At 72.1% G+C, this 24,629-nt stretch carries 24 protein-coding genes; 15 read left to right on the top strand and 9 right to left on the bottom strand.

What is annotated here, in order from left to right; genetic code table 11:
• From ftsY to VF139_14155, 11 genes are read left to right on the top strand one after another with little or no spacing between them, the layout of a single operon-like run.
• Positions 1-924, top strand: a complete 924-nt coding sequence (ftsY, locus tag VF139_14205) for a signal recognition particle-docking protein FtsY (GenBank protein HEX6852545.1) — start codon at positions 1-3, stop codon at positions 922-924.
• A complete protein-coding gene (gene ribD / locus VF139_14200; GenBank protein ID HEX6852544.1) occupies positions 921-2,021 on the top strand; it encodes a bifunctional diaminohydroxyphosphoribosylaminopyrimidine deaminase/5-amino-6-(5-phosphoribosylamino)uracil reductase RibD in 1,101 nt (366 codons plus the stop codon). The genes ftsY and ribD overlap by 4 nt, the downstream gene beginning before the upstream one ends.
• Positions 2,006-2,605, top strand: a complete 600-nt coding sequence (locus VF139_14195) for a riboflavin synthase (GenBank protein HEX6852543.1) — start codon at positions 2,006-2,008, stop codon at positions 2,603-2,605. The genes ribD and VF139_14195 overlap by 16 nt, the downstream gene beginning before the upstream one ends.
• A 4-nt stretch (positions 2,606-2,609) precedes the next feature.
• The gene (locus VF139_14190; GenBank protein HEX6852542.1) at positions 2,610-3,848 is read left to right on the top strand and encodes a bifunctional 3,4-dihydroxy-2-butanone-4-phosphate synthase/GTP cyclohydrolase II; all 1,239 of its coding nucleotides are present in this window, start codon (positions 2,610-2,612) and stop codon (positions 3,846-3,848) included.
• Between the two features lie 10 nt (positions 3,849-3,858).
• Positions 3,859-5,193, top strand: a complete 1,335-nt coding sequence (gene ffh / locus VF139_14185) for a signal recognition particle protein (GenBank protein HEX6852541.1) — start codon at positions 3,859-3,861, stop codon at positions 5,191-5,193.
• A gap of 51 nt (positions 5,194-5,244) precedes the next feature.
• Positions 5,245-5,496, top strand: coding sequence for a 30S ribosomal protein S16 (gene rpsP / locus VF139_14180; protein ID HEX6852540.1), 252 nt, complete (start codon positions 5,245-5,247; stop codon positions 5,494-5,496).
• A gap of 30 nt (positions 5,497-5,526) precedes the next feature.
• Entirely contained in the window at positions 5,527-5,757 is a 231-nt protein-coding gene (locus VF139_14175; GenBank protein ID HEX6852539.1) for a KH domain-containing protein, read from the top strand.
• The gene (gene rimM, locus VF139_14170; GenBank protein HEX6852538.1) at positions 5,735-6,286 is read left to right on the top strand and encodes a ribosome maturation factor RimM; all 552 of its coding nucleotides are present in this window, start codon (positions 5,735-5,737) and stop codon (positions 6,284-6,286) included. The genes VF139_14175 and rimM overlap by 23 nt, the downstream gene beginning before the upstream one ends.
• Positions 6,283-7,005: a tRNA (guanosine(37)-N1)-methyltransferase TrmD gene (trmD, locus tag VF139_14165; GenBank protein ID HEX6852537.1), complete on the top strand. Its 723-nt coding sequence runs from the start codon at positions 6,283-6,285 to the stop codon at positions 7,003-7,005. Before rimM ends, trmD begins: the two co-directional genes overlap by 4 nt.
• Positions 7,006-7,015: 10 nt before the next feature.
• The gene (gene rplS, locus VF139_14160) at positions 7,016-7,369 is read left to right on the top strand and encodes a 50S ribosomal protein L19 (protein ID HEX6852536.1); all 354 of its coding nucleotides are present in this window, start codon (positions 7,016-7,018) and stop codon (positions 7,367-7,369) included.
• A 3-nt stretch (positions 7,370-7,372) separates the two neighbouring features.
• On the top strand, positions 7,373-9,913 hold the full coding sequence (locus VF139_14155) for a tetratricopeptide repeat protein (protein ID HEX6852535.1): 2,541 nt from the start codon (positions 7,373-7,375) through the stop codon (positions 9,911-9,913).
• A gap of 156 nt (positions 9,914-10,069) precedes the next feature.
• Here the strand turns inward: VF139_14155 and VF139_14150 are convergent, their stop codons facing one another.
• From VF139_14150 to VF139_14115, 8 genes are read right to left on the bottom strand one after another with little or no spacing between them, the layout of a single operon-like run.
• Positions 10,070-12,556 carry a heavy metal translocating P-type ATPase metal-binding domain-containing protein gene (locus VF139_14150; protein ID HEX6852534.1) on the bottom strand — a complete coding sequence of 829 codons (2,487 nt, stop codon included), beginning with the start codon at positions 12,554-12,556 and terminating at the stop codon, positions 10,070-10,072.
• Positions 12,546-13,265, bottom strand: a complete 720-nt coding sequence (locus VF139_14145) for a sulfite exporter TauE/SafE family protein (GenBank protein ID HEX6852533.1) — start codon at positions 13,263-13,265, stop codon at positions 12,546-12,548. The genes VF139_14150 and VF139_14145 overlap by 11 nt, the downstream gene beginning before the upstream one ends.
• Positions 13,262-13,741: a FixH family protein gene (locus VF139_14140; GenBank protein ID HEX6852532.1), complete on the bottom strand. Its 480-nt coding sequence runs from the start codon at positions 13,739-13,741 to the stop codon at positions 13,262-13,264. Before VF139_14140 ends, VF139_14145 begins: the two co-directional genes overlap by 4 nt.
• On the bottom strand, positions 13,738-15,132 hold the full coding sequence (gene ccoG, locus VF139_14135) for a cytochrome c oxidase accessory protein CcoG (GenBank protein HEX6852531.1): 1,395 nt from the start codon (positions 15,130-15,132) through the stop codon (positions 13,738-13,740). The genes VF139_14140 and ccoG overlap by 4 nt, the downstream gene beginning before the upstream one ends.
• 2 nt (positions 15,133-15,134) lie before the next feature.
• A complete protein-coding gene (locus VF139_14130) occupies positions 15,135-15,767 on the bottom strand; it encodes a cbb3-type cytochrome c oxidase N-terminal domain-containing protein (GenBank protein ID HEX6852530.1) in 633 nt (210 codons plus the stop codon).
• Positions 15,754-15,963: a CcoQ/FixQ family Cbb3-type cytochrome c oxidase assembly chaperone gene (locus VF139_14125; protein HEX6852529.1), complete on the bottom strand. Its 210-nt coding sequence runs from the start codon at positions 15,961-15,963 to the stop codon at positions 15,754-15,756. The genes VF139_14130 and VF139_14125 overlap by 14 nt, the downstream gene beginning before the upstream one ends.
• Positions 15,960-18,212, bottom strand: coding sequence for a cytochrome-c oxidase, cbb3-type subunit I (gene ccoN / locus VF139_14120; GenBank protein ID HEX6852528.1), 2,253 nt, complete (start codon positions 18,210-18,212; stop codon positions 15,960-15,962). The genes VF139_14125 and ccoN overlap by 4 nt, the downstream gene beginning before the upstream one ends.
• 26 nt (positions 18,213-18,238) lie before the next feature.
• Entirely contained in the window at positions 18,239-18,601 is a 363-nt protein-coding gene (locus VF139_14115; GenBank protein ID HEX6852527.1) for a hypothetical protein, read from the bottom strand.
• Between the two features lie 203 nt (positions 18,602-18,804).
• Between VF139_14115 and VF139_14110 the strand changes: the two genes are divergently transcribed.
• Both VF139_14110 and VF139_14105 read left to right on the top strand, forming a co-directional pair.
• A complete protein-coding gene (locus tag VF139_14110; protein ID HEX6852526.1) occupies positions 18,805-19,458 on the top strand; it encodes a Crp/Fnr family transcriptional regulator in 654 nt (217 codons plus the stop codon).
• Between the two features lie 90 nt (positions 19,459-19,548).
• The gene (locus VF139_14105; protein HEX6852525.1) at positions 19,549-20,673 is read left to right on the top strand and encodes a sigma 54-interacting transcriptional regulator; all 1,125 of its coding nucleotides are present in this window, start codon (positions 19,549-19,551) and stop codon (positions 20,671-20,673) included.
• Here VF139_14105 and VF139_14100 read toward each other — a convergent pair.
• Positions 20,670-23,399 (bottom strand): kelch repeat-containing protein, encoded by a 2,730-nt coding sequence (locus VF139_14100; GenBank protein ID HEX6852524.1) that lies wholly within the window; start codon positions 23,397-23,399, stop codon positions 20,670-20,672. The genes VF139_14105 and VF139_14100 overlap by 4 nt on opposite strands.
• A gap of 75 nt (positions 23,400-23,474) precedes the next feature.
• On the opposite strand from VF139_14100, the gene VF139_14095 reads away from it, so the two are divergent.
• The gene (locus VF139_14095; protein ID HEX6852523.1) at positions 23,475-24,305 is read left to right on the top strand and encodes a lipoate--protein ligase family protein; all 831 of its coding nucleotides are present in this window, start codon (positions 23,475-23,477) and stop codon (positions 24,303-24,305) included.
• A 35-nt stretch (positions 24,306-24,340) separates the two neighbouring features.
• Positions 24,341-24,629, top strand: a 289-nt coding sequence (locus tag VF139_14090; protein ID HEX6852522.1) for a hypothetical protein, incomplete at its 3' end; no start/stop codon positions are given.

Here is a 24,629-nt window from a genome sequence, read left to right as displayed (position 1 = left end):
ATGGCGTTCGACGTCCTCAAGCGCCTCGTCCGCGGTCTCACGAAGACGCGCGAGACGATCGGCGAGGCGCTCGCCACGACCTTCCAGCGGCACGAGGTCGACGAGACGACGCTCGAGGACCTCGAGACGAACCTGATCGCGGCCGACCTCGGGCCGCAGCTGGCGGGGGAAGTGGTCGAGACGGCGCGTCGTCGCGCGCGCGCGCAGGCGCTCGACGGTGCGGGGCTGCGCGCGGTCGTCCGCGACGTCCTGCGTCGCGCCCTTCCCGACGCCCTCCCGTCCCCCGCGGCGCCCGGAAGGCCGCGCGTCGTCTTCGTGGTCGGGGTGAACGGAGGGGGCAAGACGACGACGGTGGGGAAACTCGCCGCGCGCGAGCGCGCCGAGGGGCGCACCGTCACCGTCGTCGCGGCGGATACGTTCCGCGCGGCGGCGATCGAGCAGCTCGAGCGGTGGGGGGAGCGGGCCGGCGTCGAGGTCGTCAAGCAGCGCGAGGGAGCCGATCCCTCCGCCGTGGTCTTCGACGCGCTCCGGGCGGCGAAGCACCGCGGGACCGACGTCGTGCTCGTCGACACCGCGGGAAGGCTCCACACCAAGTCGAACCTCATGGCCGAGCTCGAGAAGATGGCGCGCGTGGCGGGGCGCGAGGTGGACGCCGCGCCGCACGACGTGTTGCTCGTCGTCGACGCGACGACGGGGCAGAACGGGCTCGCGCAGGCGCGCGAGTTCACCCGGGCGGCGAAGGTGACCGGCGTCGTGCTGACCAAGCTCGACGGCACCGCCAAGGGGGGCGTCGCGCTCGCGATCCATCGCCAGCTGGGCGTGCCCGTGCGTTTCGTGGGCGTCGGCGAGACGGTGGACGACCTGCTCCCCTTCGACCCCGAGGCGTACCTCGACGGGTTGCTCGGCGGGACGGAGGCGGCGTGAGCCTGCTCACCTCCGACGCGGCCGGGATGGAGCAGGCACTCGCGCTCGCGGCGCTGGGCCGCGGGACGACGAGCCCGAATCCCAGCGTCGGATGCGTCGTGGTCCGCGACGGCGAGGTCGTCGGCCGCGGGTTTCACGCGCGCGCGGGGGGGCCTCACGCCGAGGCGCTCGCCGTCGCGCAGGCGGGGGAGCGCGCGCGGGGGGCGACGGTTTACGTGAACCTCGAGCCGTGCGCGCACCAGGGGCGGACGCCTCCGTGCGCGGAGCTGCTCGTCGCCGCGGGGGTCCGCCGCGTCGTCGCCGCGATCGTCGATCCGAATCCGCTCGTCGACGGGCGCGGCCTCGCGCGCCTGCGCGCCGCCGGGATCGAGGTGGTCTGCGGCACGCTCGCCGACGCCGCCGAGGAGCTCAACGCGGCGTTCCTGCTCCGACAGCGGCTCGGCCGGCCGCTGGTGACCCTCAAGGCGGCGGTCACCGTCGACGGGCGCATCGCGGCGAAGGGGGGGCGTGCGGCGTGGATCTCCTCTCCGGAGTCGCGACGTTACGCGCACCGCCTTCGTGTGCTGCACGACGCGATCGTCGTGGGGGCGGGAACGGTCCGCGCCGACGACCCGAGGCTCACGGTCCGCCTTCCCGGGGTCGCGGCCCCCCGCCTGCGCGGCGTGCTCGCGCCCCGCGGCGGGCTCGACCCGGCCGCGCGGCTGTTCGCCGCGGACGGGGCGGCACCGCCGCCCCGGGTCTACGTCCTCGACTCCCACGTCGAGTCGGCGCGGGCGGAGCTCGGCCCGCGGGCGGTCGTCGTGCCGATGGGGCCCGCGCTCGACCTGCGCGCCGTCCTCGCCGACCTCGCCGCCGCCGGCGCCCTCTCGGTCCTCGTCGAGGGGGGAGGGCGCACGCACGCGGCGTTTCTCGAGGCCGGCCTCGCCGACCGGGCCGTCCTCTTCGTCGCGACGTCGCTGCTCGGCGTCGGCGGGACGACGCCCCTCGCGGACATCGACGGGGCGGTCGATCCCGCGTCGGGATTCCGGCTTCGCGACGTCGAGCGCTTCCCGATCGGCGCCGATCTCGTGCTGAGGGGACGATGTTCACGGGACTGATCGAAACCGTCGGCGAGGTCGTCGAGCTCCGCCCGGCTTCCGGCTCCCTGCGCCTGGTGATCGCCTCGACCCTTCCCGCGCGCGAGATGGCCGACGGGGAAAGCGTGGCGATCGACGGCGTGTGCCTGACGGTGACCGAGCGCAAGCCGGGACGCCTCGCGTTCACGGCGGTGCAGGAGACCCTCGACCGCACGACGCTCGGCGGGGTGCGCCCGGGGGCGCGCGTCAACCTCGAGCGGGCGGCGCGCCTGTCGGACCGCCTGGGGGGCCACCTCGTCCAGGGGCACGTCGACGCCGTCGCCGGCGTGGCGCGGGTCCGCGCGCGGGGGGACGACCACCGGATGCGGGTGCGGCTCGTGCCGGAGATCCGTGGATACGTCGCGCGGAAGGGCTCGGTGGCCCTCAACGGCGTCTCCCTGACCGTCTCGGCCGTCGATCGGACGACCTTCGAGGTCGCGTTGATCCCGGAGACCCTCGCGCGGACCAACCTCGGCGCCCTCGCGGCGGGCTCGAAGGTCAACGTGGAGGTGGACCTCGTCGCACGGTATCTTGAGTCGCTGCTCGCCGAACGGCGGCCGGGATGAGGTGATGGGGCTCAAGGACGCTTCCGAGGCGAACGGGTTCGCGACGATCGACGAGGCGCTGGACGAGCTGCGCGCCGGGCGGATGATCGTCATCGTCGACGACGAGGACCGCGAGAACGAGGGAGACCTCTGCTGCGCGGCGGAGCTCGTCACCCCCGAGATCGTCAACTTCATGGCGACGCACGGACGGGGCCTGGTCTGCCTGCCGATGACCCCCGAGCGCCTCGACGAGCTCGACCTCCCGCTCATGGTGCAGCCGGGGCGCAACACCGCGCGGCGGGGAACCGCGTTCTGCGTCTCGATCGAGGCCCGACGGGACATCACGACCGGGATCTCCGCCGCCGACCGGGCGACCACGATCCGCGTCGCGGTCGACCCGAAGACGAGCCCCGAGGATCTCGCCCGCCCCGGCCACGTCTTTCCCCTGCGCGCGAAGCCCGGCGGGGTCCTCAAGCGGGCGGGCCACACCGAGGCCGCCGTCGACCTCTGCCGGATCGCGGGGCTCACCCCCGCCGGGGTGATCTGCGAGGTGATGAACCTCGACGGCACGATGGCGCGCGTCCCGCAGCTGCGCACCTTCGCGGCGGAGCACGGACTCAAGGTGATCACGATCGCCGACCTCATCCGCTACCGGATGAGCCGCGAGCGGATCGTGCGGCGCGTGGCGTCCCCGGATCTGCCGACCGACCGCGGGGCCTGGAAGATCCACGCCTTCCACTACGAGCTCGAGGACCAGACCCACGTGGCGCTCGTGATGGGGGACCCGAAACCCGGCGAGGACGTGCTCGTGCGCGTGCATTCCGAGTGCCTGACGGGGGACGTGTTCGGATCGACGCGCTGCGATTGCGGCGCGCAGCTGCACCTCGCGATGGAGCGCATCCAGAAGGAGGGCAAGGGCGTCATCCTCTACCTCCGGCAGGAGGGGCGCGGCATCGGCCTCGCCAACAAGCTGCGCGCCTACGAGCTCCAGGACCGGCACAACAAGGACACCGTCGAGGCGAACCTCGCCCTCGGCTTCTCCCCGGACCTGAGGGACTACGGCGTCGGCGCGCAGATCCTCTACGACCTCGGCGTCCGCCGGCTGCGCCTGATGACGAACAACCCCGGGAAATACGTCGCGCTGAAGGGGTACGGCCTCGAGATCGCCGAGCGCGTCCCGCTCGAGGTCCCCGCGGGGCCGGACAACCGCGGATACCTCGCGACCAAGAAGTCGAAGATGGGCCATCTGCTCGAATCGGTCTGAGGGCCAAGCCGTGTTCCAGGGTCTCTCCGAACGCCTCCAGGGGATCATCGGCAAGCTCCGCGGCGAGGCGCGGATCAGCGAGGGCGTGCTCGACGAGACCCTGCGCGAGATCCGCATGGCGCTCCTCGAGGCCGACGTCCACGTCACGGTCGCCCGCGAGCTTCTCGCCCGGGTGCGCGAGCAGGCGCTCGGCGAGGCGGTCCTCAAGAGCCTCACCCCCGGCCAGCAGGTGGTGAAGATCGTCCGCGACGAGATCGAGACGCTGCTCGGCGCGGGCGAGGTGAACCGGCTCCGGTTCGCCCCGAAGCCGCCGACGGTGATCCTGATGGTCGGCCTGCAGGGATCGGGGAAAACCACGTCCACGGCGAAGCTCGGCCTGTGGCTCAAGAACTCGGGACGATATCCGTTCCTGATCCCCGCCGACGTGTACCGCCCCGCGGCGATCGAGCAGCTGATCCGCGTCGGGAAGTCCGCGGGTCTCCGGGTCCTCGAGCACGACGGCTCGCGCAACCCGGTCGACATCGTCCGTGACGGCGTGCTCGAGGCGCGGCGGTCGGGGTTCGACACGATCCTCGTCGACACCGCCGGTCGCCTGCACATCGACGAGGCGCTGATGGACGAGCTGCGCGCGATCCGCGCCGCCGTCGAGCCGGTGGAGATCCTCTTCGTCGCCGACGCGATGACCGGACAGGACGCGGTCCGCTCGGCGGGGGAGTTCCACAAGGCGCTCGGCCTGACCGGCGCGATCCTCACCAAGACCGACGGCGACGCCCGGGGGGGCGCCGCGCTGTCGATCCGACACGTGACCGGCGTGCCGATCAAGTTCGTGGGGACCGGCGAGCGCCCGTCGGAGTTCGAGGCCTTCCACCCCGACCGGATGGCGGGCCGCATCCTCGGACTGGGCGATCTGCTCGGCCTCATCGAGAAGGCGGAGGAGGCGCTCGACCTCGAGGAGGCGCAGGCCCTCGAGAAGAAGCTGCGGAGAAACCAGTTCACCCTCGAGGAGTTCCGTAGCCAGATCCGCATGATGAAGAAGATGGGACCGCTGTCCGGCGTCCTCGCGATGCTCCCCGGGATGGGGCACATGAAAGACGCCGACCTGGACCACGACGCCCTGAAGGGGGTGACGGCGATCCTCGACTCGATGACCCCCGACGAGCGGAGGCGCCCGGAGATCGTGAGCGGCAGCCGGAAGAAGCGGATCGCCCGCGGCTCCGGGACCTCGGTCCCCGAGATCAACCGCCTCCTCAAACAGTTCGCCCAGATGCGCCGGATGATGAAGTCCATGCAGGCGCAGCAGGCCTCGGGGCGGAAGGGGCTGCGGCTCCCGTTCTTGGGTCGATAAGCTATAGTGTGGCGTTTCCGTGAGCCGGTACGGCTCTGGGAGGATGGTTTCGTGCTGAAGATCCGTTTGAGCCGGGGCGGCAGCCGCCAGGCGCCTATCTACCGGGTGGTCGTGTCCGACTCGCAGAGCCGGCCGACCGGCCGAAACGTCGACACGCTCGGGCTGTACGATCCGGGGACCGAGCCGGCGACGATCCGGCTGGACGTCGCCCGGGCCGAGGCCTGGATCGCCAAGGGGGCCCAGGTCTCCGACACGGTCCGCAGCCTGATCGAGAAGGCGAAAGCGGTCCCCGTCGGCGTCTGACCTCCGCGGCTTGCCTTCCGAGGGTGCGCCATGAAAGAGCTGCTGGAACTGATGGCGAAGGCGCTCGTGGACCAGCCGGAGGCGGTCGAGGTCAGGGAAGTCGAGGGGGAGCAGACGACCGTCCTGGAGCTTCGGGTGGCCCAGGACGACCTCGGCAAGGTCATCGGGAAGCAGGGGCGGACGGCGCGGTCGATCCGGACGATCCTCTCGGCGGCCGGCATGAAGCTCCGCAAACGCGTTGTCCTCGAAATTCTCGAATAAGGGCGGCGCGGCGCTCCCGATCGGCCCGATCGCCGGGTTCCGGGGCGCGCGTGGCGAGATGACCATCCGGGTTCCCTCGGGGCACCCGGAACGATGGACGGGATTGACGCGGGTCTGGGTCGGCAGGGATGCCTCCGACCCGGGGCCAGAGGTTTTCGAGGTCGAGGCGGCCCGGTCCTACCGGGACCGGCTCGTCCTGAAACTGCGGGGGCTCGACACTCCGGGGGAGGTCGAGTCCCGGCGGGGACGGTGGATCCTGGCCCCTCCCGAGGAGGTGCCCGAGCTTCCGGCCGGGACCTACTACGTGGAGCGGCTCCGGGGGCTTCGCGTGGAGGATGCCCGGCGGGGGCCGCTCGGCCGGGTCGTGGATCTGCTCGAGACCGGGGGGGCCGACCTCCTGGTGGTCGAAGGCGAAGGGGGGGCGGAGTTGCTCATCCCCTTCGCGGGAACGATTGTGTTGGAGGTCCGGGAGGACCTCGGGACGATCCGGGTGGACCTTCCCGAGGGGCTCGCGGAGGACGGAACGTGACGATCGACGTCGTCACCCTGTTTCCCGGGATGTTCTCCGGGGCGCTCGAGGACGGGATGCTGGCCCGGGCGCGCAGGGCGGGGACGTTCGGGGTGCGGCTGCACGACCTGCGACGCTTCGGGATCGGCCCGAATCGGCAGGTCGACGACGCGCCCTACGGCGGGGGAGCGGGCATGGTCCTCAGGCCCGAGCCGATCGCCGACGCGGTGGCGTGGATCCGGTCCCGGTGGCCGGCCGAACGCTCCCGGACGGTCCTGCTGACTCCCCAGGGGGGGCGGCTCGACCGGGACGCCGCCAGACGGTTGGCGGGGTTCGACCGGCTCGTGGTGATCTGCGGCCGGTACGAGGGGATCGACGAGCGCGTCCGCGAGGAGGTCGCGGACGAGGAGTTGAGCGTCGGCGACGTCGTCCTGACCGGGGGCGAGTTGCCGGCGATGGTGCTGGTGGACGCGGTCGCGCGGTTCGTCCCCGGGGTGCTCGGGAACGAGGCGTCGGCCGGGGCGGACTCCTTCGAGGGAGACCTGCTCGACCATCCGCACTTCACGCGTCCCGCGGTCTGGCGCGGGCGGGAGGTTCCGGCGGTCTTGCGGAGCGGCGATCACGGCGCGGTGGCGCGGTGGCGGCGCGAACGGTCGATCGAGGCGACGCGGCGCAAGCGGCCCGACCTCGATGCGCGGCGAACGGAAATCGAGCGGAAGGCCCCCCCCGGGGGCGAGTGAGGTACGGGCGATGAACGTGATCCAGACCATCGAGGCCGAGGGGCTCAAGAAGGACGTCCCCTCCTTCAGGCCCGGCGACCGCGTCAAGGTGCACGTGCGCGTCGTCGAAGGCGACAAGTCGCGCATCCAGGTGTTCGAAGGGGACGTGATCGGCCGGCGCGGGGCGACCGAGGGGCTGCGCAGCACCTTCACCGTCCGGAAGATCTCCGGCGGCGTCGGCGTCGAGCGCATCTTCCCGGTGCATTCCCCGGTCGTCGAGAAGATCGAGGTCGTCCGGCAGGGGAAGGTCCGCCGCGCCAAGCTGTATTACCTGCGCGAGCGGAGCGGCAAGAAGGCGCGCATCGAGGAGCGTCGGAGCCGCTGACCCGTGTCCGTCGACCGCGAGAAGACCTTCGCGAACGCCGAGAAACTCCTCAAGCAGGGCCGTCCGGCCCCTGCGCTGGAGGAGTTTCGCCGGGTCGCGGAGGCTTCGCCGCGGGACGTCCTGATGCTCAACCGCATCGGCGACGCGCTCGCACGCGCGGGGCGCAATTCCGATGCGCTCGGTTATTACGAGAAGGCCGCCGACCACTTCACCCAGGCGGGCTTCTATCCGAAGGCGGCCGCGATCCTCGCGAAGGTCGCCAAGATCGACCCCCACCGCGTCGAGGTGCTCGTCCGCATGGCGGACCTGCACGTCAAGCAGAAACGCCCCGCCGACGCCCGCCGCTGGTTCCTGGCCGCCGCCGAGCAGCACCTCAAGGCGCGCGAGTTCGGGAAGGCGCGCGAGGTCTACGAGCGGATGGTCCAGGCCGAGCCCGCGGAGGCGCTCCACCGCGTGCGCCTCGCCGAGGCGCGAGCCGCGGAAGGGGACGCGCCGCGTGCGTCGGAGGACCTCCTCGTCGTCGCCGATCAGTGGTCGCGTGAGGGGCGCCACGAGGAAGCCGAGCGCACCTACCGGCGCGCCGCCGACCTCGGTCCGCAGCGCGCCGAGCCCTGGGCGGGGATGGCGCAGGCGCTCGCCGCGCGCGGGCGCGGCGAAGAGGCGGTGCGCCTGCTCGACGAGGGGCTCACGCGTCTTCCCGATCATGCGTCCCTGCTCGCCGAGAAGGTCTCGATCCTCGGGCTCATGGGGCGCGACGACGCCGCCGGCGCCCTGATCGAGTCGCGAGCCGACGCCCTCTCCGAGGAGCAGCTCGAGCGGCTGTTCGGCGAGGCCGCCTCGCGCGGCTCCGCCGAGCCCTGGTTCGCGCGTCTCGAGGCGGTCCTGGATCGCTGGGAGGCGGCCGCGCGGCACGACAGGGCCCTGGGGGTCCTCGAGCGCCTCGCCACGCTCGACGCGAAGGGGTTTCTCCCCGCGCTCGATCGGCTGGTCCGGGTTCGGCGCCTCGAAGGGGGAGCCGTCGCCCTCTCGGCGGCCCTGGGGCGGATGCGCCGGGCGCTGGAGGCCCACGGACGGGCCGATCGCCTCGCGGCGATCGACGAGGAGCTCCGCGGACTCGACGCGCCGAAGGCGCCGGCTCCCGCACCCGCACCCGCCGTCGCGCCCGTCGCCGCCGTCGCGGCGCCGGTCGCCGAGGAGCCGTCCGACCCGGGTGCCCCCGCCGTGCCGCTCTCGCCGGCCGACCACGAGTGGGTCTCCGGACACCTCACCGAGGCGGAGGTCTTCCAGAAGTACGGCCTCCAGGTCGAGGCGCTGCAGCAGCTTCGCGAGGTCGCGCAGCGGTTCCCGGGGCACGTCGTCGGCGTGGAGCGCCTGGCGGCGATGCTGCGCGCGCGGGGGGAGCGCGGCGAGCTCGCCGAGACGCTCGCGACCCTGGCGATCGCGCGCCGTGCCGCGGGGGACGTCGCCGGCGCGCGGCACGCGGCGGACGAGGCCGCGGCGATGGGGACGCTCGGGCCCGCGCGCCGCCGGTCCCTCGAGGCGCTCGTCAGCCCCCCTGCGGCGCCGGAGGCCGCCGCGGCCGCACCGTCCCCGTCGGCGCCGGTCGAGGAGCTCGAGGAGCTCGTCATCGAGCCGGCCCCCCCGCCGGAGGCGGCGGAGCGCGCCGCGAAGGCGCCCGCTCCGGCCGCGGCCCCGGTCGAATCCGACGACGAGTTCGAGATCTCCTTCGACGACGAGGAGCCGGTGGAGTCGCCCGCCGCGAGCGCGCCCCCGGTCGCCGCGAGGGGGAGGGCGCGCGAGGCCACCCCGGACATGATCGAGGAGATCGCGTTCTACCTCGACCAGGGGATGGTCCCGGACGCGAGGAAGAAGATCGAGGCGTTGCGGATGCTCGGATTCGCCGGCGCGGAGCTCGACGCCCTCGAGGCCCGGGTCGCCGCCCCCGCGGCTCCGTCGGAGCCGGTCGCGGAGGAGGAGGTCCTGATCGCGGAGGAGGAGTCCGAGCCGACGACCTCCGACGACCTCATCGCGATCACCGCGGCGCTCGAGGCCGAGCTCGGGTTCGACGCCCCACCGGCCCCCGAGACCCAGGCCGGCTCGCTCGACGAGCAGAGCCTGCAGGACGTCTTCGACGCCTTCAAGAAACACGTGGAGCTCGAGGTGGGGAGCGAGGACTACCGGACCCACTACGACCTCGGGATCGCGTACAAGGAAATGGGGCTCATCGACGACGCGATGGGGGAGTTCCGCAACGCGATGCGATCCCCGGCGTTGTTCCGCGACGCCGCGAGCATGCTCGCGATGTGCCACCGCGAGCGCGGCGAGCACGCGGACGCCGCGGCGCTCTACCGCCAGGCGCTCGCCGCCGCGGGCGACGAGGGGGATCCGCTCTACGGCATGCGTTACGACCTGGCGGACACGCTCGAGGCGACGGGGGAGCTCAGGAGCGCCCTGGACCTCTTTCAGGAGGTCCTGCAGGCCGATCCGGGGTACCGCGAGGTGCGCCAGCGCGTGGCGGACCTGCAGGTGCGCCTTCGGTCCTGAGCGCGTCCGGGGACTTCTCGTCCTCCTCGTCGAGCAGCACCCGCAGCGCCGGCGTCTCCAGATCGTCGAACTGCCCCGACCGCACCGCCCAGACGAACCACGCGACCGCTCCCGCCGCGAAGGCGAGGGCGAGCGGCAGCAGCACGTACAACACGCTCATGCGACCGCCTTCTCGGCCGGGCGCTCGGCGGCCCGACGCGCCGCGGGTTCCGGGTGCGCGGGCGGGTCGAACATCCGCGCGCGGTACGAGCTGACGATGACCGTGATCGAGCTGAGAGGCATCAGCACCGCGGCCACGAGGGGGTTGATCCACCCCGCCATGGCGAGCACCACCCCCAGCGCGTTGTAGGCGAACGAAAAGGCGAGGTTGCGCCGCACGACGGCCATCGCCCGGCGCGATCCCTCGAGGACCTCGACGACGGGGCCGAGTCCCGCGCGGTTCACGTAGACGTCGGCCGCCTCGAGGGCGGCTTCCGCCCCGCCGTGGACCGCGATCCCCACCGTCGCCGCCGCGAGCGCCGCCGCGTCGTTCACCCCGTCCCCGACCATGAAGACGGGCCCCTCCTTCGCACCGGCGCGCACGATCTCGAGCTTGTCCTCCGGTGTGGCCCCCGCGCGGACGTCGTCCCCTTCGAAACCGAGTCGCCGCGCGACCGAGGCCGCGACGTCGGGATGGTCCCCCGAGAGCAGGCCCGTCCGGAACCCCAGCGCGCGGATGCGCGCGAGCGCCGCTTCGGTCCCCTCGCGCGGGCGGTCCCCCAGAGCGGCCGCGGCGGCGACGCGGCCGTCCAGCGCGACGACGACCGGGGTTCGACCGTCGCGCGCCCAGCCTGCGAGGCGGGCGGCCGTCGCCGGATCGGGGACCACACCCCGCGCCCGGACGAAGGCGATCGATCCCGCGAGCACCTTCCGGCCGGCGACCCGTCCCTCGATCCCGCCTCCGCGGGTCTCGACGACGTCGACGGCCGCGAGCTCCGCCGCGCCCGGGTCGAAGGCCGCGAGGGCGCGCGCCGTCGGATGGGAGGAATGGGTCTCCAGGGCCGCCGCGAGCCGGAGCGCGCCGCGGTCCCCCTCGAACGCCACGACCGCGAGGTTCCCCTCGGTCAACGTCCCCGTCTTGTCGAGCCACATCCGGCCCGCGACCGACAGGCGCTCGAGGGCGTCCCCCCCCTTGATCAGGATCCCCGCGCGCGCGGCCTGGCCGACCGCGGCGCCGACCGCGAGCGGAGTGGCGAGCCCGAGGGCGCACGGGCAGGTCACGATCAGCAGCGCGATCGTGTGATCGAAGGCGCGCGCCGGGTCGAGCCGCAACCACAACAGCGCCGTGAGCGCCGCGAGCACGAGCACGATCGCGACGAAGACTCCCGAGATCCGGTCGGCCAGCTGCACGATCGGGGCACGCCGCGCGGCGTGCTCCTCGACGAGGCGCATGAGGCGTCCGACGCGCGTCGCCTCGCCGGTCGTCCGCACCGCGACGAGGACGCGGGCGGCGAGGTTGAGCGTTCCGGCATGGACCTCGTCGCCGGCGCTCGCGGCCTGGGGGTGCGATTCGCCGGTGAGCAACGACCGGTCGACCGAGGTCCGTCCCTCGGCGACCACGCCGTCGGCCGGAAAGGTCTCTCCGGCGCGCACCTCCACGCGCATCCCGGGAAGCAGCGCCTCGACCGGGACCTCTCGCACGATGCCGTCCTCCTCGACGCGTCGCGCGGTCGAAGGAGCCAGCGCGACCAGAAGCTCCGCCGAGTCGGCGGCCCTCCGCTGCTGGCGCATCTGGACCCAGCGCCCGGCGAGCAGGAGGAAAATCAGGGCGGTGACCGAGTCGAAGTAGACGACGCCGCCGCCCCGGATCGTGTTGACCACGCCGTGGGCGAAGCCGCCGGTGATCCCGAGGGCGATCGGGACGTCCATGTGGAGGGTCCGGGCGCGCAGCGCGTTCCAGGCCCCCCGGAAGAAGACGCCTCCCCCCCAGTAGAGGGCCGGGAGCGAGATCGCCACGCTCGCCCAGCGGAAGAACTGGTCGAACTCGCGCTCCATGCCGCCGAGAATCCCGCCCCACAACGCGAAGGCGATCGCCATGACGTTCGAGGCGCAGGCGCCGGTGATCCCGAGGCGCACGAGCATCCGGCGCTCCTCCGCGCGGCGGGCCTGCTCGGCGCGCGCCCCGCGGAACGGATGGGGCGGGTAGCCGAAGCGATCCAGGCGCCGCGCGATCGACGAGAGCGCGGTGCGGGCCGGGTCCCACGTCAGGCGCAGACGCGACTTCGGAAGGTCCAGGCGCGCCTCGACGACCCCCGGCGCCAGGCGGGGGAGACGCTCGACCAGCCACACGCAAGCGGCGCAGTGGACCCCTTCGAGGACCCAGTCGACCTCGCGGAGGCCGTCCGGCCTCTCGCGACAGGCGACCGATGCGTACGCCGGATCGTCCATCGCGTCGAAGGTGGCGCCGGTCGTGCGCGCGGCGCGGCGATCGGCGCGCGCGTCGGCGTCGCGCAGCGCGTACCAGCGGTCGAGCCCCTCGCCGACGAGGATCGCGTGCACCGAGGCGCACCCGTCGCAGCAGAACGCCTCCGCCGAAGGCGCGACGACGCGCGCGGGCGGGACGGGAAGGCCGCAGTGCGCGCAGACCGGGAGCTCAGTGGGCATGGTCGCAGCAACCGGACGTCGTCGCCGATCCGGGATCGGCGTGGACGGGCCACGCCCGTTTGGCGACGACCGCGAGTCCGACGACGAGGACGACGGCGGCGGTCACGAGCGGGAGGCGCCGCCGGAGCGGTCCCGCGATCCGCCTCGCCGCCGCGCCCACCGCCACGAGGGCGGGTAGGGTCCCCGACCAGAACAGCGCCATCACCGCGGCTCCCGACGCCGGCGAGCCGGTCCCGGCCGCCGTCGCGACGAACGCCCAGAGGAATCCGCACGGGAGCAGCGCCGAGAGGAGGCCGAGCAGACCCGCGCGCGCCGGAACGGGCATCCCCCGGACCGCACGCATCGCCCGCGCCGCCGCTCCGGCCCACCGGGCGGGAGGGGCGAGGCGAGGCACGCGCGCGCCGAGCGCGCCCAGCACGCCGTGCAGCCCCCACAACGCCACGAAGGCGCCGCCGAGGAGCGCGGCGGTCCCCGAGAAGCCGGCGACGGCGCCGGTGACCTCGACGGCGGCGCCGATCGCCCCCGCGACGGCGCCCATGGCGGCGTACGCGACGAGGCGGCCCGCGTTGTAGGCGACGTGCCCGAAGCGCGCGGCGCGCGGGTCCTCGCCCTCTCCCGCCCAGAGCAGGACGAGAGGGCCGCACATCCCCGCGCAATGGAGGCTTCCCGCGAGGCTCGCGCCGAACACCGCGAGGGCGGCCGCGGTCACCGCAACCCCCCGAGCTCGCGGTCGAGCACGGTCGTGAAGGTGGTCGCGCCCTTCTCGACGCGCACGCGAAGCTCCCACAGGCCGGCGCGCCGCATCGGCAGCGTCGCCGCGTAGCGCTCGCCCGACGCGACGAGGTCGACGCGCAGGCGGTCCGCCGCACGCGCGTGGTGGAAGGCCTCGACCGAGACGAGCGCGCCGGTCACCGGGTTTCCGTCGCGATCGACGACGTGAAGGGCGAGGTCGGTCCAGCCGGGCCCCTTCGCGGAGGGGGTCGGCTCGACGGCGACCGTCCAGCCCAGCTCGGCGTTGCTCGCCGCCTCGCGGGTCGTCTCGTCCCATCGCAGCGCGCGCCCGTAGTAGTCCTCCTCGACCGCGAACGACGGATCCCCCGTCGCGACGATCAGGAAGCCGATGTTGACCCCCACGCCGAAGACGAGGAGCCCCACGAGCATCCACGGCCAGGCGCGCCCCTTCAATCCTCCTCCGGTCCGAGGACGCGCCAGGGCTTCTCGGCGGTGAAGCCGGCTCCGTCGTCGACGCGCAGCACGACGTTGCGCATGCCTCCCGGGATCGCGTCGTCGTCGCCGACCACGAACGCGGTCGTCTCCACCAGCTTGTCGGCGGGGACGTGCAGCGGGTTGTCCGGCGCGACGAGCGTGAGGCCGGCGGCGTCGACGAGCTCGAGCCGGTAGCTGCGGTCCGTGTCGCCGCGGTTGGCGATCTTGATCCGCATCTGGTTCGACACCTGGCCGTCCGGCAGGATCGTGAACGGAACGCCGATGCCGCGAAGCAGCGTCACCTCCGCGGACTCGCGGCGGGCGAGCGCGACGCCCAGCGCGCCCCACGCGACGACGAGAAGGGCCGGGTAGATCAGAAGCCGCGCGCGCAGGCGCCGGGGCTTCGCCCCGGCGAGCTCGTCGCGCGAGGTGTAGCGCACGAGGCCCTGGGGGCGACCGATCTTCGCCATCACCGTGTCGCACGCGTCCATGCACTGCGTGCAGTGGATGCACTCCATCTGGAGGCCGTCGCGGATGTCGATCCCGGTCGGGCAGGTCTCCACGCACGCGCGGCAGTCGATGCAGTCGGGGCCGGCGGTGCGGTCGGGGCGCGTCCCCAGGCGCGATCGCGGCTCCCCGCGCGCGGCGTCGTACCCCACGATGAGCGAGCGGCGGTCGAGCAGCACCGACTGGAATCGTCCGTACGGGCACGCCACGAGGCACACCTGCTCGCGCAGGACGCCGAAGTCGAGCAACATCGCCGCGGTCGTCCCCGCCATGATCAGGAACGCGGCGGGGTGCTCGAAGGGCGAGCGGGTGATCCAGCGCGCCAGCGCCTCGGTGCCCACGAAATAGGCCAGGAAGGTGTGCGCGAGGAACATGGAGAACAGGACGAAGACGCCGTACTTCAGGAAACGGCGGACGTCGGGGCCCTCGCGGTCGAGCTTGAGCTGGCGGGCGCGATTTCCCTCGAGAAGCGTCTCGACCGGCCGGTAGAGGAACTCCATGTAGACGGTCTGCGGGCACGCCCAGCCGCACCAGACGCGGCCGTAGATCGCGGTGAGCAGGAAGACCAGGAGGAACGTCCCGACCAGCAGCAGCATGAGCAGCAGCGTCTCGGTCGGAAGGAACGTGGTTCCGAACAGCGTGAAGCGGCGGTGCACGACGTCGAGCAGGATCGCGGGCTTGCCGTTCATCCGGAGGTGGGGGATCACGGCGAACAGCACGATGAGGGCCCACGCGACCGCGAAGCGCCGACGCCAGTAGGGCCCGCGGGAGAGCTTCGGCCGCACCCAGCGGCGCGACCCGTCCGCGTTCATCGTCGGCAGGACGGTGGAGGGCGCGACCTCGGGGGGCGTCGCGGGGGGCATGGCTACTCCTTCGCGCCCTTCGTCGCCTCGGGGGGCGTCGGCGCGGCGGGTGCGCCCGCCGCCGCGGGCGGGGCGGTGAACCGCTCGCCCTGCGGCTCCTTGGGGTTGGCCGGGTTCGTGCCGTGCAGGGTGGTCACGTACGCCGCGAGCGCCGCGATCTCCCCGGGGCGCAGCTGCTGCTTCCAGCTGATCATCCCCTTCGCCGGGACCCCGTCGGTGATCGTCTTGTGGATGTTCGTCGGCAGGCCGCCGTGCAGCCAGTAGTCGTCGGTGAGGTTCGGGCCGATCTTCCCCTCGCCGTTCTCGCCGTGGCACGTCGCGCACTTCGAGACGAACAGCTGCCGCGCGCCGAGCATCATTCCCTGGTTGGCCCGCAGCCCCTCGAGCGTCGCATCGGTCACCGGCCCGGCGGAGAGCGCCTCTTTCGCCTGCATCTCGCCCAGCGCCAGCATGTCCGCCTCGTATTGCTGGAGCTCGGACCGCCCCTCGCCCGCGTGGTAATAGAGCATGTAGACGGCCGAGAACACGATCGTCCCCCAGAACAGCAGCTGCCACCACCCCGGCAGGGGGTTGTCGTACTCCTGGATGCCGTCGTATTCGTGGTCGAGCAGCTTCTCGGGATCAACGGCGCTCATGTCGAGGGTTCTCCTGGACGCCCGTTTCGGTCGGGGCGTCGTCGAGCGGCAGGCGGCTGGCGCGATCGAACGCGGCGCGGTTCCGGCGGGAGAAGACGTAGAGCACGACGCCGACGAACAGCACGACGAACATCACCAGGGCGACTTCCGCCCAGAAGTGCAGGTTCGCCTCGCTCATGATGTCGGTGAGGCTCATCGTGCGCTCGCCCCGGCGGCGGCGACGGGCGGCGCCGGGGCCGCCGCCGGCGCCGCGAGCTTGATGTCGGTCCCGAGGCGCTGCAGGTAGGCGATCAGCGCGACCACCTGCTTGTCCTCGAGCCCGGCGGGGCCGCCCTGCGTCTCGACGTCCGCGGCGATCTTCGCCGCCTGGGTCTTCGCGAGGGACTCCGCCCCCGCGATCGCGGCGTCGTCGTAGGGGACGCCGACCGCGCGCAGCGCCTTCAGGCGCGGCGCGAGGGAGGTGAAGTCGATCGTGTCCTTCAGCAGCCACGGGTACCGCGGCATGATCGAGTTCGGCGTGACCGCGGGCGGGTTCTCGAAGTGGCGGACGTGCCAGAGGTTCGGGTACTTCCCGCCCACGCGGTGGAGATCGGGGCCGATGCGACGCGAGCCCCACAGGAACGGGTGGTCGTAGACGAACTCGCCCGGCTTCGAGTACTCGCCGTAACGCTGCGTCTCGCTGTGGATCGGCCGCACCATCTGCGAGTGGCAGTTGTTGCACCCCTCGGCGATGTACACGTCGCGCCCCGCCGCCTCGAGCGGGGTGTAGGGCTTCACGGCCGCGATCGTGGGGACGTTGGAGCGGATGAGGAAGGTGGGGACGATCTCGAAGAGCGACGCGGTGACGACGGCGACCGTCGTCCAGACCGTGAAGGTCAGCGGGAGGCGCTCCCACCGGCGGTGCCAGGCGGCGCCGACGAAACGCTCGAGAGTGTAGGCGAACCCGGCCACCGGGGCGCCGGACTGCTTGAGCTTCGAGCCGGGCTCGTGGTCGACGTAGTCGCGCGAGAGGGCCGGGGCCCGGTGGACGGGCTCCTCGTAGCGCGCGGGCCGCGACCGCCACGTCAGGATCGCGTTGACCATGCAGATCACCACACCGGCGACGTAGAGCACCCCGCCGCCCACGCGCAGCCAGTACATCGGCATCAGCCGCATCACGGTTTCGACGAAGTCGGGGTAGGCGAGGCGGCCGCCCTCGTCGAAGGCGCGCCACATCAGCCCCTGCGTGAGCCCGGCGGCGTAGATCGCGACGATGTAGAGCAGGATGCCGATCGTCGAGGTCCAGAAGTGGATCTCGGCGGCCTTGCGGCTCCAAAGCGGCGCCTGGAACAGGCGCGGGAGCAGCCAGTACACCATCCCGAAGGTCATGAAGCCGACCCAGCCGAGCGCCCCGCCGTGCACGTGCGCGATCGTCCAGTCGGTGTAGTGCGAGAGGGCGTTCACGCTCTTGATGGAGAGCAGCGGCCCCTCGAAGGTGGACATTCCGTAGAACGTCACCGCGACGACGAAGAACTTGAGGATCGGGTCCTCGGCGACCTTGTTCCAGGCGCCCCGCAGGGTCAGCAGGCCGTTGACCATCCCCCCCCAGGACGGCATCCACAACATGATCGAGAACAACATCCCGAGGGTCGACGCCCACGAGGGCAGCGCGGTGTAGTGGAGGTGGTGGGGCCCCGCCCAGATGTAGATGAAGACCAGCGTCCAGAAGTGGAGGATCGACAGCTTGTAGGAGAAGACCGGCCGGTCGGCCGCCTTCGGCATGAAGTAATACATGAGGCCCAGAAACGGCGTGGTGAGGAAAAACGCCACCGCGTTGTGCCCGTACCACCACTGCATGAAGGCGTCCTGCACCCCGGCGTAGACCGAGTAGCTCTTCAGCAGGCTCGCGGGCATCTCGAGGCTGTTGAAGATGTGCAGGACCGCGATCGCGATCAGGGTCGCGATGTAGAACCAGATGGCCACGTACAGGTGACGCTCACGGCGCCTCGCGATCGTCCCGAAGACGTTCACCGCGAAGACGACCCAGACGAGCGCGATCAGGATGTCGATCGGCCACTCGAGCTCGGCGTATTCCTTCGCGCTCGTGAAGCCGAGCGGGAGGGTGATCGCGGCGAGCACGATGATCAGCTGCCAGCCCCAGAAGTGGATCGCGCTCAGCGCGTCGGAGAACATCCGCGTCTTCAGCAGGCGTTGGCACGAGTAATAAACGCCCGTGAAGATCGCGTTCCCCGCGAAGGCGAAGATCACCGCGTTCGTGTGCAGCGGACGCAGGCGGCCGAACGTGAGGAACGGCAGGTCGAAGTTGAGCGCCGGCACCGCCAGCTGGAGCGCGATCACGACCCCGGCGAGCGTTCCCACGATCCCCCAGAGCAGGGTCGCGAACAGGAACTTCCGGACGATCGCGTCGTCGTAGACGAAGGACTCGAGGCGAGGCGAGGTGTTCAACGTGCGGACCTCCGTTCGGGAACGGTTCAGGCGGTCGGTCGTCCGGCGAGACCGGCGCTCTCGAGCAGCCTTCGGACCTCCCCGTCGAACAGGGCGAGGCTCCGGGGGATGAAGAGCATGCGGGTCTCGCGCGCCACCGTGAAGCTCGTGGGCGCCGGACGGTCGAGCTCGTCGTAGGACGGGATCAGGAAGGGCCCGCGGCTCGCGTCCATCAGGCGGTTGCTGTCCCGGCGCACCACACCCTGCAGGACCAGGTAGAGCCCGTTGGGGACGTGGTGTGGATAGAGCAGCACCTGGCCGCTGTGCGCGGCGACGGGGGTGACGTCCGGGAGGTTCCCCAGCGCTTTCGCCAGGGCATCCTGCTTGCGGTCGGGTCGTCGCAGGTCCATGGGGATCTCCTCGTTCCGCGCCAGTCTAGGCACGCGGGAGTCCTCCGACCTTGACGGCCGTTACCGGGGCACTTGATAGAAATCAACTTCCGCACCACAATCACGCCGTCATGGGGAACGGTCTTTATCGAATTGGTGGCTCTCCGTCCCGGCGACAGACCAATTGCTTCACCTGTCAGTCGCGCGATCGGTCGGAGTGGTGCGTGCTGGAACCGGAGGATCTCAAGATCCTCAACCAGCACAAGGTCTGCAACGTCTACGAGCCGGGGCAGGTGATCTACTACGAAGGCAGTCCGTGCCTGGGGATCCACTGCATCGAAGGAGGCTCGGTCGCGCTGAAGAAGTCCGACGGCAACGGCGGCGCCGTGGTCGTGGGGATCTTCGGCGAGGGGCAGACGCTCGGCTACACCGCCTTCTTCTCGGCGCGCGAGCACACCGCCAGCGCCGAGGCCCTCGAGCGCACGCAGGTGTGCTTCATCGAGAAGGCGGGTGTCCGCACCCTGCTCGACCGGAACCCCTCGTTGGGACTTCGCTTCCTCAACCGGGTCTCCGAGCGCCTGGTCGACTCCGAAACCGAACGCGTGCGCGCGCTGACCCTCCCGCTGCGCGCGAGGCTCGCCCACCTGCTCCTCATCTTCAAGGACCGCAACTCGACGGTGGACGACGACGGGACGCTGACGATCGAGCTGCCCCTCTCCAGGCGCGACATCGCCGCGATGGTGGGGGCACGCCCCGAGAGTCTCTCCCGCGTGCTTCGGGACCTGGAGAACGACGGCGTGGCGCGCTTCGACCGGCGCCACGCGGTGGTCCCCGACCTCGACCTGCTGATCGACGAGGTCGAGCGGGTGCAGGAGTAGCGGGGTTTCGTTTTTCGGCGTTTTCCGCGGCCCGTCGATCTATACTCCCCCCACGAATCTCGCGATCGGCGCGTGAGGGAGGGACGCCGCATGGAACGCCCGGTCATCCTCGTCGTGAGTCGGAATCCGGGTGAAGCCCGCGAAATCGTCGGCGCCCTCGCCGAACGCGGGGTCGAGGCCCGGAACGTCCACGGCGTCTCGGAGGCGATCGAGATCGTCGCCCCGATCCTGAGCGACTACCACTCCCGCCGCTTCGAGGCGAGCGAGGCCTCCGGCTTCTCCGGCCTGGTCGGAAGGAGCGAGGGGATGGAGCGCGTGCGCGAGCGCGTCGCGCGCCTGTCGGCCTCCGACGACCCCGTGTTGCTCGTCGGGGAGCCGGGGACCGGGAAAGAGCTCGCCGCGCGATTGTTGCACCAGCGCTCGTCCCGTCACGCGGCCCCCTTCGTCGTCGCCGACGCGCGGGTCTCGGCTCCCGGCGCCTTCGAGGAGGAGTTGTTCCGCAAGAACGGCGGCCTCGTCGACCTCGCCGCCGACGGCACGTTGTTCGTCGAGGAGATCCTCGACCTTCCCGCGGCGACCCTCGACCGACTGCTTCGGGACTACGCGGCGGGACGCCTGCAGACGCGGATCGTCGGCGCCACGTCGCGCGACCCGCGGCGCGCCGCGGACGAGGGGAGGGTCTCGCGCGACGTCGTGTCGTGGTTCGGCACTTCGGTCGTCCACCTTCCGCCGCTTCGCGAGCGACTCGAGGACGTGCCGCTGATCGCGCAGGGATTCCTCGACGCCCTACGGGCGATCAACGACCTCACGGCGATGCGCTTCGATCCCGAGGCCGCGGAGGCGCTTTCGCGCTGGCGCTGGCCCGGCAACGTCCGCGAGCTCCGGCGCGTGGTCGAGCACGCGGCGCTCCTCGCGCCCGACGGATGGATCCGCCCCGAGCACCTGCCGGAGGCGGTTCGCCAGACCGGAGGGGGGGACCCCGGGCCCGGAGACGTCGTCGCCGACCGCCCCTTCCGCGACGCGAAGCGGCGGGTCGTCGAGGCGTTCGAGCGCGCGTACCTCGCCGACCTGATGCGCCGACACGGGGGGAACGTCACCGCGGCGGCGGCGTACTCCGGCATGCTCCGGTCGGCGCTGCAGCGGCTGCTGCGCAAGTACGCGCTGAAGTCGGTCGAGTTCCGCGAGGGGGAGCGGGGAGTCGGGCAAGAGGTCTAGGGGCAGGCTCCACCCGGCGATCCCCACGCTCCGGCGCCGCACGCGTTCCGGCCTCGCACCAGATACGCGAACCCCGCCCCCGCGGCGGGGACGACCGCGTCGGTGGCGCTCGTCGCGAGGCCGGTCGCCACGCACGTGTCGAGCGAGCCGCCCCCCCGCACCACCTCGAGATCGCCGCGAGACAACTCGTGGCTTGCGGCTCCCGCGGCGCTCGTCCATCTCAGGGTGATCCGGTCGGCGTCGAACCCGAGCCCTTCGGCGGGACCGGGAGTCGAGACGACGAGCGGGTCCCACGGGTCGCAGTCGTGTTGATCGAGCGCACCGTCGCCGTCGGTGTCGATCGCCGAGCGGTAGAGGGAGCCGTCGCGGCCCATCGTCGATCCGGTTTGCCCTCCCCACACGAGCATGTGCTCGCCGGTCCAAAGGGAGTTGAAGCTCGTGCGGAACGGGGCCGGCTCTCCGACGGCGCTCATCGGGCTCCACGTGTCGTTGACGGGATCGTAGCGTCCGCCCGGGGCCGTGGTGTTTCCACCCCAGATCAAGACACGGCCACCCGTCCACGCCGCGGTGGGCTGCTCGCGCAGCGCGGGCGCACCGAAGGTCGAGATCGGCTCCCACGCGTCGATCGAAGGGTCGTAACGACCGCCCTGCGACACGTCGAAGGTGCTCCTTCCTCCCCAGACGACGACGCGACGCCCTGTCCAGGTCGTCGCCGCGAGTTGGCGACCGGTCGGTGCGTTCACGGTCGTCGTCGGAGTCCACGAGTCGCTCGCGGGGTCGTAGAGCGCACCCGTCGGGACGTAAACGCCGGAGACCGTTCCGCCCCAGATGAAGAGCTTCGATCCGGTCCACGCGAACTGGAAGTTGAATCGCCCGCCCGGCGCCCCGGTCGCGGAGATCGGCGTCCAGGTGTCGTCGGCGGGGGAGTACCGCGCCCCGCTCGGCGCTCCTCCCCAGACGAGCACCTCCGAACCGGTCCAGGCGATGGCCACATCTGTGCCGGCACTCGGCGCTCCCACGTTGCTCACGGGTCGCCACTGGTCCTGCTGCGGGTCGTAGGCGGCGCCGTCGCCCAGAGGCGTCGAGTTGCTCCCGGCCCCGCCCCACAGGATCATCTCGGTTCCGGTCCATACGGCGGCGTGCGAACTTCGCGGGGATAAGGCGCCGATCGGCGAGATGCCGAACCAGGCGTCCACGAGGGGATCGTAGCGACCGCCGTCGCTCAGTCGCGGCCGGTGCACTCCTCCCCAGACGATGGCCTGGGTTCCGGTCCAGACGATCGAGGCGCCGGAACGGACCGCGGGAGGAAGCAGCGAACGCCACGAGTCGGTCGCCGGGTCGTAGCTCGCCCCTCCGTTGGTGTAGGAGTCCAGTGGCTCGCCCTTCGCGAGGAACTGCCCGGCGAAGATGACGAAGCGCGAGCCGGTCCATGTGCCGGTGTGCCGGCTGCGACTCGCGGGCGCTCCGACGATCGACATCGGCGTCCAGGTGTCCCAGGCGGGGTCGTATCGTCCACCCGGGTTGCCGGAGTTGCCGCCCCACACGAGCAGCCTCGTGTCGGCCCACGCCGACGAAGGGTCGCGGGCACCCGCAGGAGCGCCCGTGGTGGAGATCGGCGACCAGACGTCCGCGACGGGGTCGTAGGCGCCGCCCGTGTTGACCGCGGTCGTGCCGGGGCCGCCACCCCAGACGAGCATGCGTGAGCCGGTCCACGAGGCGACGTGATCGCTGCGACCGGCAGGGGCACCCGTCGTGGCGGTCGGCGCCCAGGTGTTCGACGACGGATCGTAGCGCCCGCCCGTCGCGAGATCGGATCCTCCCCACACGATCATCGTGGATCCCGTCCAGACGGCGGTGTGCGAGGCCCGCGCCGCTGGCGCGTTGACCGTCGAAAGCGGCGACCAGGAGTCCGTGTCCGGATCGTAGGCCGCGCCGTCCCCCAGCGTGCCCGCCGCGCCGGTGCCCCCGAACACGATCATCTTCGAGCCCGTCCAGACCGCGGTGTGGTCGTGACGCCCCGCGGGGGCGCCCGTGAGGCCGAGCGGCGTCCACGTGTCGCTGACGGGATCGTAGGCGGCGCCGTCGGCCTTCGCGGAGAATCCGCCCCACACGATCATCCTCGAGCCCGTCCAGACGGCGGTGTGCCGCGAGCGCGCGGCCGGGGCGGCGATCGTCGATACGGCCGACCACGCGTCGGCGACGGGATCGTATCGATTGCCGGTGGCGACGGGTGTGTCCGCGGCCCCCGAGAGGCCGCCCCAGAAGATCAGGAGGCTTCCCGTCCACACCGCCGTGTGATTCCCGCGAGTCGTCGGAGCGTCGTCCAGCACTCCCGCCGACCACGTGTCGTCGGGTCCGAATCCGGCATGCGATCCGAACCCGGCGCTTCCTCGTGTCTCGAGGACCGGCCGCACGAAGGCCTCGAGGATCAGGTCGAGGTCATGTCCGAGCGCGCGTTCGATCTGCGCGAGACGTTCGGGGAAGCGGGTGTTGGTGCGGATGCGCTGCCACTCGATCTCGAGCTCGAAGCGGGTCGGACCCTGCGTGACCGTTCGGCGCGCGACCTTCGGCGCCAGATGGGCCGTGACGCGCCGCTCGTCGAAGGGACCGGCATCGAGGGTCCACCCGTGCTGGAGCTTCGCGACGGCGAGCTCCGCGCTCAGTTGCTCGTCGTAACCGGGAGCGCGGGCGTGCGCCGACGCGAGCGAAACCAAGATAAGGAACACGCCGTGGAGAAGCGCTACCCGCATGCTGGCCCCCACCTGAAGTGCCTCGATGATACGCCTTGCTAGGCTTGCGGGGTGACGAAGTGGCGTCTGATCTCCGACCCCCCCGCCGACGGCCCCGCGAACATGGCGCTCGACGAGGCGATCCTCGAGCGCGCCGCCGCCTCGCCGGTCGAGCCGACGCTGCGCCTGTACGGCTGGGAGACCGCCACGTTGTCCCTCGGCTCGCGCCAGCCCGCCTCCGGCTCGCACGAACTCGGCTGGCTGCTCGATCGAGGGCTGGGCCTCGTGCGACGTCCCACCGGAGGACGCGCCGTCCTTCACGAACACGAGCGCACCTACGCCGTCGTCGCGCGGCTCGACGCGCCGCCGTTCGACGGCGGGGTGATCGCGACGTACCGGACCCTCGCCGCGACGCTCGTGCGCGCACTCGAGCTCCTCGGGTTGCCGGCGCGCGCCGGCGACGCCCCCTCGGATCCCGGACCGGGCGCCGATCCCGTCTGCTTCGCCCGACCGGGACCGCTCGAGATCGAGGTCGACGGGCGCAAGGTGATCGGCTCCGCGCAGCTGCGTCGCCGCGGCGCGTTTCTGCAGCACGGATCGATCCTGCTCCGCGCGGACGCGGCCCGTTGGTCCGCGGCGATCGGTCGCGAGGCCGACCCCGCGGCGTTCGCGGGGATCGAGGATCTCCTCGGACGGCGCGTGCGCGTCGACGAGCTCGACGCCGCTCTCGTCGCCGCGTTCGAAGAGCGCCTGGGCGCCCGGTTCGAGCGCGCCGAGTACGGCGACGCGGAGCGCCTGCGCGCGGCGGAGCTGCGCTGCTGGAAATACGACTCGGGGGCGTGGACGTTCGAGGGAAGGATCGGCGAGCGGGAGCGCCGCTGGGGGACCGGGATCGGATCTTGACGAAGGCTGGGCGCGGGGGGTATAGACGCCTCAACATGCTCCAAAGACCGACGTTCATCCTCGCCGCCGCGTCCCTCCTCTTGCCGCTTCTTCCCGCTCCCGCGCACGCGCGGGACGTCGGCATCGAGGAGCGCGTCGCCGGGCAACTGGCACTCGACGACCTGTACCGCTCCTGGCAAACGGGTTCGCCCGCGAAGCTCGAGGACGACGACCGACGCGCGATCGCGGAGCGGAAGGTGGCGCGCGCCGTCGCACTCGCGGCAGCCCTCGAGCGGGAGCGAGGCGTGCGCATCGACGCGGATCTCGCCGATCGCGAACTGCGTC

This window comes from Candidatus Polarisedimenticolaceae bacterium, assembly GCA_036376135.1.
GTDB lineage: Bacteria > Acidobacteriota > Polarisedimenticolia > Polarisedimenticolales > DASRJG01 > DASVAW01.
The sequence above is the reverse complement of the archived record's forward strand: the minus strand, read 5'-3'. Positions and strand labels throughout refer to the sequence as shown.